The following is a 12,463-nucleotide window of genomic DNA, read 5'->3' as shown; positions in this document are numbered from 1 at the left end:
CCCCGTGGCGGAAGCAACTCCTCCGCGGGTGTGATGCGTTCTACAGAGAGAATCTGAGAAATTCCTCAGGACAGTGACGCCGGAGAGTCACCATGCGCTTGACTTGGTGCTCCCCCCAACTAGGAGAAGCCATGCGACCGTTCGCCCTGAACTACGCTCGCCCCACGCGAGAGTCTGAGGTCAGCGCGGTGTACACATACGACTCCGCACTGCAATTGAATGTGCTGCCCGACGGCGGAGTGGCCGCGCACGACTACGCAGTGTTGCGAGAATGCGCGGCCACCACCTCCACCGCGGGATCCAAAACCCATTTCGACGACTGAACGGCCGCGCGAAATGACGGTACTGATCCTGACGAGTGATCAGGATGTGACAGCCGACATGGCGGTTGTCGAATTGAACGCCAGGGGAATCCCTGTGCTGCGGCTCGACCCAGCCGAACTGCCGGGCGGGGTCGACGTGTCGGGGGAGTACGCGCACGGCGTCTTCCAGGGCCACCTCTCCGTGGGGGGACGCGTGGTGAGCATGGGCGGGCTGCGCTCCATCTGGGTACGCAGACCCGGCGTGCCGGCCGCCCGCGCCCGTGCCGCGTCGGCCTGGCTCACGGAAGAGGCCTCGCAGGCCCTGTACGGGATGCTGCGCTGTACCGACGCACGGTGGATGAACCATCCCGACGCCGCCCGGCAGGCGCGGCACAAGCCCTGGCAGCTGTGGCTGGCCCGGGAGTGCGGGCTGCCCGTGCCCGCCACACTGATCACGACGTTCCCGCGGGTGGCGCGGGCGTTCGCCGAGCGCTACCCCGACCTGGTCGTCAAGCCGGTGTCCGGGGCGCACCCCGGCGACGGGGCGCTGGCCGTGCCGACCACCCGGGTTCGTCCCGACGAGGACTACCGGGACGTGGCGCACGGACCGACACTGCTGCAACGCAGGGTGCGCAAGGTCGCCGACATCCGCCTCACCTGCGTCGGCGACCGGCTCTTCGCCGCCCGCGCCGCGAGCGGGACGCCCGAGGTCCCCGGCATACCCGACATCCCGGACGCCGCCGATGTCGTGGACGTCCGCTTCGACCCCGACGCGGGGCCCTGGCGGCCCGTGAGCGTGCCGCGGCGTGTCGCCGACGCCGTCCACGCCTATCTCACCCGGTCCCAGCTGGCGTACGGCGCCTTCGATTTCGCCGAGGACGCCGACGGGATCTGGTGGTTCCTGGAATGCAACCAGTCCGGGCAGTTCGGCTTCGTGGAGATCGAGACCGGACAGCCCATCGGCCGGGCCGTGGCGGAGTGGCTCGCGGGAGAGCCGCTCGGTCCCCACACGCCGCGCGTGACGGAGACCGGGTCCGCGGGCCCGGCCGGTTCTCCGCGCGACACGGACCCGACGCGCGACACGGACCCGACCCACCCTTGATCTTTACGCGGTGGCGCGTGACACGGTACGGAGGGGGTGGTGCCCGAACGCCGGGCACGCGGCGCGCGGCGCTCGGACCGGACGGTCCGTCGCGGGGCGCCGCCCCGCAGGACCGCCCGGCCGAAGGAGCCCACCGCATGACCGACGCATCCCCCGAGTGCACGACCCGGCAGGGCGCCGTACGCGGCCGCACCGAGCACGGGATCACCGCGTTCCTCGGCGTGCCGTACGCCGCCGCGCCGTTCGGAGAGCGCCGCTTCGCCGCGCCCGCGCCCGCCGAGCCCTGGACCGGGGTGCGCGACGCCACCGCGTGCGGGCCGACCGCGCCCAAGGCCCCGTACGCGCCGCCCTTCGACGTGCTCATCCCCGAGACGACCGTGCCGGGCGAGGAGTGCCTCAACCTCAACATCTGGACCCCCGAACCGGGCCCGGGCGCCCGGCTGCCCGTCATGGTGTGGCTGCACGGCGGCTCCTTCTCCAACGGCTCCGCGAACTCCTCCGGCTACCGCGGCCACACGTTCGCCCGCGACGGGGTCGTCTTCGTCGGCGTCAACTACCGCCTGGGCGTCGACGGTTTCCTGCACCTGCCGGGCACCCCGGACAACCGCGGCCTGCTCGACCAGATCGCCGCGCTCGCGTGGGTGCGCGACAACATCGAGGCGTTCGGCGGCGACCCGGACCGCGTCACCGTCTTCGGCGAGTCGGCGGGCGCCATGGCGATCGGGCGGCTGCTGGCGGACCCGCGCGCCCAGGGCCTGTTCCGGCGGGCGGTGCTGCAGAGCGGGGCGTGCCACCACTACGTCCGTCCCGACACGGCGCGCCGCATCGGCGAGCGGATGGCGCGACAGCTCGGCGTCCCGCACACGGCCGAAGCCTTCGCGGCCGTCCCGCTGCCCGAACTCATCGACGCGCAAGCCGAGTTGAGGGCCGACTTCGCGAGCAGGCCCGACCCGGCGGTGTGGGGCGACGCGGCCCTCAACGGCATGGTCTTCGAGCCGGTCGCCGAGCGGCTCGCCCTGCCCGGCCCCGACCTCGGCGTCGACCTCCTCGTCGGCAGCAACCGCGAGGAGAACCGGCTGTTCATGGTCCCGACCGGCCGCTTCACCGCGATCACGGATGAGCGCGCACGGCGGGGCGCGGCCGCCTACGGCATGGACCTCGACCGGTACGCGGCCTCCCGCCCCGGCGCGAGCCCCGGGGAACTCCTGGAAGCGATCGGCACCGACTGGTTCTACCGGATCCCCGCCGCCCGCCTCGCCGAGTCCGTCCCCGGCTCGCACGTCTACGAGTTCGCCTGGCGCTCCCCGCGCTTCGACGGCGAACTCGGCGCCTGCCACGCCCTGGAACTCGGCTTCGTCTTCGACCTGCTCGACGATCCCGACTACGTGCCGATGACGGGCGAGAAGGCGCCGCGCGAACTGGCCAGGACGGTGCACGCCGCGTGGGTGGCGTTCGCCAGGACGGGCGACCCGGGCTGGGCCGCGTACGACCCGGCGGGCGAGCGGACGACCATGGTCTTCGACGACGGAGCCTGCCGCGCCGAGGCCGACCCCCGGGCGGCGGAGCGCGAACTGTGGCACGACGTGCGCTGACGCGCCGGTGAGGTCGCGCCCCCGCCGCGCACATTTTGCGCGACTGTCACCTCAGTTCCCTTTCCTTCCACCCCGCCTGTCTTGAACACTCCCCGTTGCCCCTCATGCGGAACGGATCACCCCCGAAGCAACAGGAGACCCCCACACCCATGACCGAACTCAATCGGCGCCGCTTCCTCCAGATCGCCGGCGGCACCGCCGCCTTCACCGCGCTGTCCGGCTCCATCGACCGCGCCGCCGCCATCCCCGCGGCCCGCCGCAGCGGCACCGTCAAGGACATCGAGCACATCGTCGTCCTCATGCAGGAGAACCGTTCCTTCGACCATTACTTCGGGTCGATGAAGGGCGTCCGCGGCTTCGGGGACCCGCGTCCGGTGACGCTGCCCAGCGGCAAGCCGGTCTGGCACCAGTCGGGCGGCGGCAAGGAGACCCTGCCGTACCACCCGGACGCCGACGACCTGGGCATGCAGTTCATCGCCGGGCTCGACCACGACTGGGCCGGCGGGCACAGCGCCTTCAACAACGGCAAGTACGACAACTGGATCCCCGCCAAGGGCACCGGCACGATGGCCCACCTCACCCGGCAGGACATCCCCTTCCACTACGCGCTCGCCGACAAGTTCACCGTCTGCGACGACTACCACTGCTCGTTCATGGGCGCGACCGACCCGAACCGCTACTACATGCTCACCGGCCACGTCGGCAACGACGGCACCGGCGGCGGCCCGGTCCTGGGCAACGAGGAAGCGGGCTACGGCTGGACCACGTACGCCGAACGCCTGGAGAAGGCGGGCGTCTCCTGGAAGGTGTACCAGGACATCGGCGACGGTCTCGACGCGGCCGGCGGCTGGGGCTGGATCGACGACGCCTACCGCGGCAACTACGGCGACAACTCCCTGCTGTACTTCAACACCTACCGAAACGCCAAGCCCGGCGACGCCCTCTACGAGAAGGCCCGCACCGGCACGAACGCCAAGGCGGGCGACGGGTACTTCGACCTCCTCAAGGCCGATGTGAAGGCCGGGAAGCTGCCGAAGATCTCCTGGATCGCGGCGCCCGAGGCGTTCTCCGAGCACCCCAACTGGCCCGCGAACTACGGCGCCTGGTACATCTCGCAGGTCCTCGACGCCCTCACCTCGAACCCGGACGTGTGGAGCAGGACGGCCCTGTTCATCACGTACGACGAGAACGACGGCTACTTCGACCACGTCGTGCCGCCCTATCCGCCCGCCTCCGCGAACCAGGGCCTGTCGACCGTCGACACGAAGCTCGACCACTACCCGGGCGGTACACGCGCCGCGGGCCCCTACGGCCTCGGCCAGCGCGTGCCGATGCTCGTGGTCTCCCCGTGGTCGACGGGCGGCTATGTGTGCTCGGAGACCTTCGACCACACCTCGATCATCCGCTTCATGGAGAACCGGTTCGGGGTGAAGGAGACCAACATCTCCCCGTGGCGCCGCGCCATCTGCGGCGACCTGACCTCGGCCTTCGACTTCTCCCTCAAGGTCACCGACCCGGCGGAGCTGCCCGACACGGCGGGCTACGAGCCGCCGGACCGCGACCGCCACAGCAGCTACGTCCCGAAGCCCCCGGCGCAGGGCGCTCTCCCCAAGCAGGAGAAGGGCTCGCGGCCCAGCCGACCGCTCGCGTACGCGCCCTACGTCGACGGCGCGCAGGATCTCGCGACCGGCAAGTACAAGCTGACGTTCAGCGGCGGGGAGAAGAAGGGCGCGGCCTTCCAGGTGCGCTCCCAGAGCCGCGGCGACGGCCCCTGGACGTACACGGCCGAGGCCGCCAAGTCGCTCTCCGACAGCTGGAACTCGGTGTACTCCGGTGGCAAGTACGACCTCACCGTGCACGGCCCGAACGGCTTCCTGCGCTCCTTCCAGGGCAACAACAAGGTCGCCGAGCCGGAGGTGACCGCACGGCACGACAGCGCCACCGGGAACCTGAAGCTGACCCTGCGGAACCCCACCACGGCCGACGCCCACCTCACCGTCACCAACGCCTACGGCGGACCGTCGCAGACGTACACGGTGCGGGCCGGTGCCACCTCCCAGCAGACCGTCGACCTGCGCGCCACCAAGCGCTGGTACGACCTGAAGATCGTCGTCGAGGGCAACGCCGGATATCTGCGGCGCCTTGCCGGACACGTCGAGAACGGACAGGCCGGAGTGAGCGACCCGCGCATCGCGACCGCCTGAGTTCTGGGACCCCTGTGCCCCTTGTCACCACGGGGGCACAGGGGGCCGGGGTAGTGTGCCCCGGTGACGACGCAATCGAACACCCCTGCAGGCTGGTACCCGGACCCGCAGGGCGCTCCCCAGGCGCTGCGCTGGTGGGACGGTTCCCGGTGGACCGAGCACACGCACGCCCAGGCCCCGGCCCAGAACCAGGCTCCGGTCCAGAACCAGGCCCCGGCCCAGAACCAGGCTCCGGTCCAGGCCCCGGTCCAGAACCAGGCGCCCGCCCCGGCGCAGGTGCCGCCGCAGGCGCAGCAGCCCTTCGGTGCCCCCGCGCAGCAGCAGCCCTACGGCGCCCAGGCGCAGCAGAACGCGGACGTGGGCCGGGTGCAGCGGCAGGTGCAGCAGCAGGCCGGGGTAGCGGGGGCCGGGCAGGGCGGTGGTTCGCTCTTCACCGAGCCGGTTCTGGTCGTGAACCAGAAGGCCAAGCTCATCGAGCTGACCAACGAGTACAGCGTCATGGACCAGAACGGCAACGTGCTCGGCTCGGTCACCGAGATCGGCCAGAGCAGCCTGAAGAAGGCGCTGCGCTTCGTCTCCAGCGTCGACCAGTTCATGACGCACAAGCTGGAGATCCGGGACGCGTACGGCCAGCCGCAGCTGGTGCTCACGCGCCCCGCGAAGTTCATGAAGTCGCGGGTCGTCGTCGAGCGCCCGGACGGTTCGCCGGTCGGTGAGATCGTCCAGCAGAACATGATCGGCAAGATCAACTTCGCGATGAACGTGAACGGCCAGCAGGTCGGCGCGATCAAGGCGGAGAACTGGCGGGCCTGGAACTTCGCGATCGTCGACCACGCGGACCAGGAGGTCGCCCGCATCACGAAGACGTGGGAGGGCCTCGCCAAGACGATGTTCACGACCGCGGACAACTACGTGCTGCAGATCCACTTCCAGCTGCCCGAGCCGCTCCTCAGCCTCGTCGTGGCGACGGCCCTGACGGTGGACACGGCACTGAAGCAGGACTCCCGCGGCTTCGGGTGAGCCGAAGCCGCCCGGGCCTCAGGACGCGCGCAGGGTGAGCGACTCCGGGTCGGGCTGAGCCGGGATGGCCGGCAGCGTCATCACGGTGGCCCCCGGCGAGGCGGCCGGTGCCGGGCTGCGGGTCAGCAGGATCACCCCGCGCGCCGCCAGCACCGCCCCTGCCCCGGCCAGGGCGAGCCCGGCGACCCCGCCCTGAAGCCGCTCGCCCAGCAGCGACAGGCCGATGACCGCGGCGGCCACCGGATTGGCCAGGGTCACCATCGCGAGCGGCGCGCCGAGCCCGCCGCGGTACGCGGTCTGGGACAGCAGCAGGCCGCCCGCGGCGAACGCCGCGACCAGCAGCGCCACCACGATGACCTGCGGGGCGAGCAGTGGTCCCGAACGGTCCGTCGCGGCGACGGTGACGGTCTGCGTGAGCGCCGACGCGACACCCGAGGCGATCCCCGACGCGGTCGCGTGCCGCAGGCCCGGCTTCGCGCCGCGCCGGGAGAGGGCTCCGATGAGCGCCGCCGTGGCCCCCGCCACCGCGAGCGCCTCGGGCAGGGAGAGCGTGTCGTCGGGGGCGGGCCCCGACGCCGTGATGAGTACCGCGCCGAGCCCGGCCAGGGTCAGCGCCGTGCCGCGCCATTCGACCGCCGTGACGTGCCGCCCGGCGATCCGGGCGCCCAGCGGGACGGCCGCGACGAGCGTGAGCGCGCCGAGCGGCTGCACCAGCGTGAGCGGCCCGTACTTGAGAGCGGCGACGTGCAGCAGCGCGGCCCCGGCGTTCAGCACGACCGACCACCACCAGGAGCCCGTGCCGAGCAGCCGCCACAGGCCCGCCCCGGCGTCCGCGGTGCGGGCGGCGAGCCGTTCCTGGGCCACGGCCGCGGCCGCGTAGGCCACCGCGGAGACGAGGGAGAGGGCCACGGCGAACAGGGTGGCGCTCATCGCGGGGCTCCGGTCGTGACGAGCTGCGGGGCGGTCGCGGCCGAGGTCGACCCCGGCGTCGGGGACACCCGCAGCGGGATCCGGATCGGCATCCGCTCCAGCACGTCCCGTGCGGACAGCGAGTCCGGGGGCGTACGGAACGCGGCGGCGGGCCGCCAGGGCGCGGGCTCCAGCGTGCCGCGCGCCTGGACCGCGGCCGGTGAGGTGGTCGCCGCCGGAGCGGGCAGCAGGTGCCGGCGGATCGCGGCGGGAGCGCCGACGGTGTGCGGCATGCGGATCACCGCGAGGGCGGTCCCGAGCAGCGCCGTGGCCACGATCGCGTCGAGCCAGTAGTGGTTCGCGGTGCCGACGACCACGAGCAGGGTGAGCAGCGGGTGCAGCAGCCACAGCCAGCGCCACCGCGACTTCGTGGCGACGATCAGCCCGATGGCGACCATCAGTGCCCAGCCGAAGTGCAGCGACGGCATGGCCGCGAACTGGTTGGCCATCGTGTCGGTGGCGGGCTTCGCCGCGTACACCGAGGGGCCGTAGACCTGCGCGGTGTCGACGAGGTGGGCGGCGTGCAGCATCCGCGGCGGCGCCAGCGGGAAGCCGAGGTGCAGCACCAGCGCCGCGGCCGTCAGCACGGCGAGCACCCGCCGCGTCCACACGTAGTGGCGCGGGCGGCGCAGGTACAGGAAGACGAGCAGGGCGAGCGTGGCCGGGAAGTGCACGGTCGCGTAGTAGGTGTTCGCCACGTGCACCAGGGCATCGCTGTGCAACAGGGCGCCCTGGACCGCGCCCTCGCCGGGCAGATGCGCGGCGCGCTCGAAGCTCCACACGTCCGCGGCGTTGCGGAACGCCTCGGCGGTGTGGCCGTTGGCGAGGCCGCGGCCGAGTTTGTAGACGAGGAAGAGTCCTACGACCAGCAGGAGCTCGCGGACCAGGGGCGGTCGGGCAGATCGGCTGTCCGGCTCCGGTTCGACAGGCTCGGTATGGGAATCCATCCCCCGGCCCCTTTTCGTGACGACTGGGTGGTGCGTGATGTTCTGGGTGCGCTTGTGGCGCGGGTGCGCCGGTGGCGCGTCGGTAAACGCGGACGGAACCGCACTCATCGATACGCCAGTGTACCGAAACGCTGGCGTACCGGTACACTGGCGTATCGATAGCGGGTGTGATCTCATCGACACGAGCCGCCGAGCGAGGAGTGGGAGTCCATGACGACGCGAGAACAGGCCACCGCGACAGCGCCGACCGCCTCGCGCCGGTCCAAGATCACTCCCGAGCGTGCGCAGGAGTTCTACGACGCGGTCCTCGACCAGCTGCGCAGGAACGGGTACGACGCCCTGACCATGGAGGGCGTGGCGGCCCAGGCCTGCTGCAGCAAATCCACGCTGTACCGTCAGTGGAAGACGAAACCGCAGCTCGTGGCCGCCGCGCTGCGGGCGGGACGCTGTACGAAGTTCTCCGCGTCCGACACGGGCAGCCTCGCGGGAGACCTCGTGGCCGCCGCGCGGAACGCGGCGGCGCAGGCGATGCCGGACACGGCGCTGATGCAGGCCCTCGGGCACGCGGTGCGTCAGGACGGCGAGCTCAGGGGCGCGCTGCGCGAAGCGCTGATCGAGCCGGAGCTCGCGTCGGTCCATGCGATGGTCGAGCGGGCCGTGGCGCGCGGTGAGATCGCCGCCGACCACCCCGCACTGCCCTATCTGGCCGCGCAGCTCTTCGGAGTGATGCGCAGCCGCCCTGTCCTGGAAGGGCGCGACGCCGACGCCGACTACCTGGTCGGTTTCGTCGTGAACGTGCTGATTCCGGGGCTCGGCCTGACCGCTTCGGATCGGGCCACCTAGACGGGAGGCCACCGGTCGCAGGGATGACCGGCCGGTGGTCTGCCCGCGCCGCACCGTGGGGACGGGGGCGGCGCGCACCCCCGGGCCGGGCGGGTACCTCTTGAGCGGAGAGGAACCTGCCCGGCCCCAGGTGTTCCACCGTGCGGGTGGGGCTCGTGGGACTCGTGGGGCTCAGACGTCCTGGCCGTTGCCGCCCGTGGCGCCGCCGGTGACCGAGGCCTTCTTGATGCCCTTGACGAGCTTGTCGATCGACGTGTTGTCCGGCCCCGCGGCCTCTTCCTTGCTGGTGCGCGGTATGTCGACGCCTATGCGGACGACGACGAGCGACTTGGAGTCGCCCGGCGAGGGGAACGCGACCGACTCCACCCACGCGTCGATCTTCGACTTGGTGTCCACGTTCCAGCGGACCCGGTAGCCCTGCTGCCCGGCGACCGTGACCTTCTCGGACAGCAGCTCGTCGTGCTGGACGATGCCGCCGTAGACATCGCCGCCGTAGGACGCCTGCGCGTTCTTGAGGATGTCCTCCTTCGCCGCCGCCTCGGCCGTCGTCCCGTCGAGTTTGAGATCCTCCGCCGACGAGACGGAGGCGCCGCCCTTCACGCAGCTCTGCTCCACGTCGTCGGGGCACTTGTACGTGCCCGTCTGCACCCCGGCGCCGCCCGCGCCGTCCGAGCCCGTCCAGCCGTCGAGGACCGGCAGCGCCACCCCGTTCACGATGTCGGTGGCGTAGCCCTCGTCGAGCGGGGCCCGAGGCGAACCGGGCGCCTCCGGCGAGGCGTCGTCCCCACCGCTGCCACCGCTGCCACCGCCCGGGCCGTCCGGCCGCTGCGGGTCCTTGGGCTGCTGCGACTCGGAACCGGCCTTGTTGTTGCCGCCGTCGTCCGACGTGAGCGCGTAGACGCCGCCCACGACACCGGCGAGCACGACCACCGCGACAGCGGCCGCGATCGCGATACGTGCACGATTACGCGGCTTCGGCGGCAACTGACCGGTATAGACCGGGTAGTTGCCATATGTCGGAATCATCCCGGGTGCGGGCGGCTGCTGCGCCGGGACCGCGGGGGCCGGCGCGGCCGTCTGCGGCGGGAGCGGCGGCGGGGTCGTGGCCGGCCGGGTCTGATCGGTCCAGCGGCTGCCGTCCCACCAGCGTTCGGTGCGCGGGCCGTCGGGGACCTGGCCGGGGTCGGGGTACCAGCCTGCGGGAGTCTGCGACGTCATGGACGGAACAGTATGAGGCGTGCCTGAAAAGGGGATGAGAGGGTCCGCACGGCGGTCGCAATCGTTACGGACCGGCTTCCTTCGGCCGCGGGGACCTGGGTCCGGCCAAATGTCACCGGCTCACCGGACGCCCCACCACGGCGCGGCGCGGCACATTACTCTCGTGACCAGCACGTCGGTCGATCTGCGTCGACCGGAACCGACATGAACGACACCTGGAGGGTGCGGGATGACTCAGGGACGGCACGCCGACGCCGCCTCCTCCGGCCCGCAGTTGTGGGAGCGCGAGTCCGAACTGGGCGTCGCGACAAAGGCCTTGGACGACCTGTGCGGAGACGCCGCCTCGTCGGGCAGCCTCGTCGTGTACAAGGGCGAGGCCGGCATCGGCAAGACCGCGCTGCTCGGCCAGGTGCGCGAGGTGGCCGCGGGCCGCGCCACCGTCTGGTCCGCCCGGGGCGGCGAGACGGTCACCTCCGTCCCCTTCAACGTCGTACGCCAACTCCTGCAGCCCGCCCTCCTCGCGCTCTCCGACGAGGAGACCCGCGAGTACTTCGGCGACTGGTACGACATCGCGGGCCCCGCCCTCGGCATAGCCGAGCCCACCGGACGCCAGGCCGACCCGCAGGGCGTGCGCGACGGCCTAGTCGCCGCCGTCTCCCGACTGGCCCGCCTGCACTGGCCGTTGGTCATCCTCATCGACGACGCGCACTGGGCCGACCTGGAGACCCTGGAGTGGCTGGCCGCGTTCGCCGAGCGCCTCGACGACCTGCCGGTGCTCGTCGTGGTGGCGCAGCGCGACCCCGAGGACGAGGCCGCCGCCGGCTGCCTGGACGCCGTGGCCGCCGCCGCCCGGCCCGGCACCGCCCGGCTGCGCGCCCTCACCCCCGACGCCACCGCGGGCCTCACCCGTGCCACGCTCGGCGGCCACGCCGACGACCCGTTCTGCCGCGAGGTGTGGGCGGTCACCGGCGGAAACCCGTACGAGACCGTCGAGTTGCTCGCCAAGGTGCAGGACAGTGAGCTGCGCCCCGAGGAGGACTCCGCCGCCGAACTGCGCGCGCTGAACAAGTCGGCGCGCGGCCGCGGCCTCGTCGCCCGCCTCGAGAGCCTCGGCATCGAGTCGACCAAGTTCGCCTGGGCCGCCGCCATCCTCGGCACCCGTATCGACGCCGGACTCGCCGCTCTGCTCGCCGGACTCAACCCGGAGCAGGCCGGCCGCTGCGCCGAGCGGCTGCGCGCCGCCCGCATCCTGACCGACGCCGTGTACGGCGCCGAGACCGCCCTGGAGTTCGTCCACCCGCTGATCGCCTCGGCGGTCTACGACGCGATCCCGCCGGCCACCCGCACCGCCATGCACGGGCAGGCCGCCTGGGCCGTCACCGCGTCCGGGCACGGACCCGCCGCTGCCTCCCGGCACCTGCTCGAAGTGCATCCGGACGACGACCCGGAGCTCGTCGAGCAGATGCGCGCCGCCGCCCGCGAGCACCTGGCCGTCGGCGCGCCCGACGCCGCCCGGCGCTGTCTGGAGCGCGCCCTCCAGGAACCGCCGCTCGCGGACGTCCGGCCCCATCTGCACTACGAGCTGGGCTGCGCCACGCTGCTCACCTCGCCCGTCACCACCATCGGGCACCTGGACGCCGCGCTCGACACGACACCGGGGCTCACCGGCGACCTGCGCGTCGACGCGGTGTGCCGGCTGTCCCAGGCGCTGGTCCACAACGACCAGCTGGAAGAGGCGCTGCGCCTCATCGACGCCGAGACCGCCCTGCTCGATCCCGGTCCCGCCCGGCTGCGCCTGCAGGCCGTCCACTTCATGTGGGAGGGCATCCACGCCGGTGAGGAGGACTCCCCGGGGCGCTCCCGGAACCTGGCGATGATCGCCGACCAGCTCGCCGGCCGGGACAACGCGGAGCGCGTCCTGCTCATCCTGCGCGCCTTCGACGCGATGACCCGCGGGGAGAACGCGGAGGAGGTCGTCGAGCGCTGCGACCGCGCCCTGGTCAACGGCCGCCTCGCGCCCGGACTCGGCTGGCTCGACCCCGAGTGGGGCTTCGAGGTCCTCGCCATGCTCGGCAGCTCCTATCTGTTCGCCGACCGCCTCGACCGCGCCGAGAGCCTGTTCACCGAGGCCGTCCGCGAGTACGAGACGGCCGGCTGGAGCGGCGGCCACCTCGCCCTCGCACACGCCTTCGTCGGCTACGTGCACCGCAGGCGCGGCCGGCTCACCGACGCCGAGGCGTTCCTGCGCGAGTCGCTGCGCCTCGCC

At 72.3% G+C, this 12,463-nt stretch carries 10 protein-coding genes; 7 read left to right on the top strand and 3 right to left on the bottom strand.

Annotated features, from left to right (window positions below; genetic code table 11):
• Positions 1-131: 131 nt before the first annotated feature.
• From tgmA to ABD366_RS10910, 5 genes are all read left to right on the top strand, one after another.
• The gene (gene tgmA, locus ABD366_RS10930) at positions 132-323 is read left to right on the top strand and encodes a putative ATP-grasp-modified RiPP (protein ID WP_324767329.1); all 192 of its coding nucleotides are present in this window, start codon (positions 132-134) and stop codon (positions 321-323) included.
• Between the two features lie 13 nt (positions 324-336).
• Entirely contained in the window at positions 337-1,404 is a 1,068-nt protein-coding gene (tgmB, locus tag ABD366_RS10925; RefSeq protein ID WP_324767328.1) for an ATP-grasp ribosomal peptide maturase, read from the top strand.
• 137 nt (positions 1,405-1,541) lie between these two features.
• Positions 1,542-2,996: a carboxylesterase/lipase family protein gene (locus tag ABD366_RS10920; protein WP_344441550.1), complete on the top strand. Its 1,455-nt coding sequence runs from the start codon at positions 1,542-1,544 to the stop codon at positions 2,994-2,996.
• 149 nt (positions 2,997-3,145) lie between these two features.
• On the top strand, positions 3,146-5,200 hold the full coding sequence (locus ABD366_RS10915) for a phosphocholine-specific phospholipase C (protein WP_324769830.1): 2,055 nt from the start codon (positions 3,146-3,148) through the stop codon (positions 5,198-5,200).
• A 63-nt stretch (positions 5,201-5,263) separates the two neighbouring features.
• Positions 5,264-6,220: an LURP-one-related family protein gene (locus ABD366_RS10910; RefSeq protein ID WP_324769829.1), complete on the top strand. Its 957-nt coding sequence runs from the start codon at positions 5,264-5,266 to the stop codon at positions 6,218-6,220.
• Between the two features lie 18 nt (positions 6,221-6,238).
• Here ABD366_RS10910 and ABD366_RS10905 read toward each other — a convergent pair whose 3' ends face one another.
• Both ABD366_RS10905 and ABD366_RS10900 read right to left on the bottom strand, forming a co-directional pair.
• Entirely contained in the window at positions 6,239-7,150 is a 912-nt protein-coding gene (locus ABD366_RS10905) for a DMT family transporter (protein ID WP_324769828.1), read from the bottom strand.
• Positions 7,147-8,136, bottom strand: coding sequence for a phosphatase PAP2 family protein (locus ABD366_RS10900; RefSeq protein ID WP_324769826.1), 990 nt, complete (start codon positions 8,134-8,136; stop codon positions 7,147-7,149). Before ABD366_RS10900 ends, ABD366_RS10905 begins: the two co-directional genes overlap by 4 nt.
• Positions 8,137-8,346: 210 nt before the next feature.
• On the opposite strand from ABD366_RS10900, the gene ABD366_RS10895 reads away from it, so the two are divergent.
• Positions 8,347-8,979: a TetR/AcrR family transcriptional regulator gene (locus tag ABD366_RS10895; RefSeq protein WP_324769825.1), complete on the top strand. Its 633-nt coding sequence runs from the start codon at positions 8,347-8,349 to the stop codon at positions 8,977-8,979.
• A 171-nt stretch (positions 8,980-9,150) separates the two neighbouring features.
• On the opposite strand, the gene ABD366_RS10890 is transcribed toward ABD366_RS10895, so the two are convergent.
• Positions 9,151-10,197 carry a DUF2510 domain-containing protein gene (locus ABD366_RS10890; RefSeq protein WP_324769823.1) on the bottom strand — a complete coding sequence of 349 codons (1,047 nt, stop codon included), beginning with the start codon at positions 10,195-10,197 and terminating at the stop codon, positions 9,151-9,153.
• Between the two features lie 229 nt (positions 10,198-10,426).
• On the opposite strand from ABD366_RS10890, the gene ABD366_RS10885 reads away from it, so the two are divergent.
• A partial coding sequence (locus tag ABD366_RS10885) for an ATP-binding protein (RefSeq protein ID WP_344441547.1) occupies positions 10,427-12,463 on the top strand: 2,037 nt, incomplete at its 3' end.

It is taken from the genome of Streptomyces kunmingensis, from assembly GCF_039533535.1.
In the GTDB taxonomy this organism is placed as follows: domain Bacteria; phylum Actinomycetota; class Actinomycetes; order Streptomycetales; family Streptomycetaceae; genus Streptomyces; species Streptomyces kunmingensis.
Note: the sequence above shows the minus strand (reverse complement) of the source record. Positions and strands in the feature narration are given on the sequence as shown.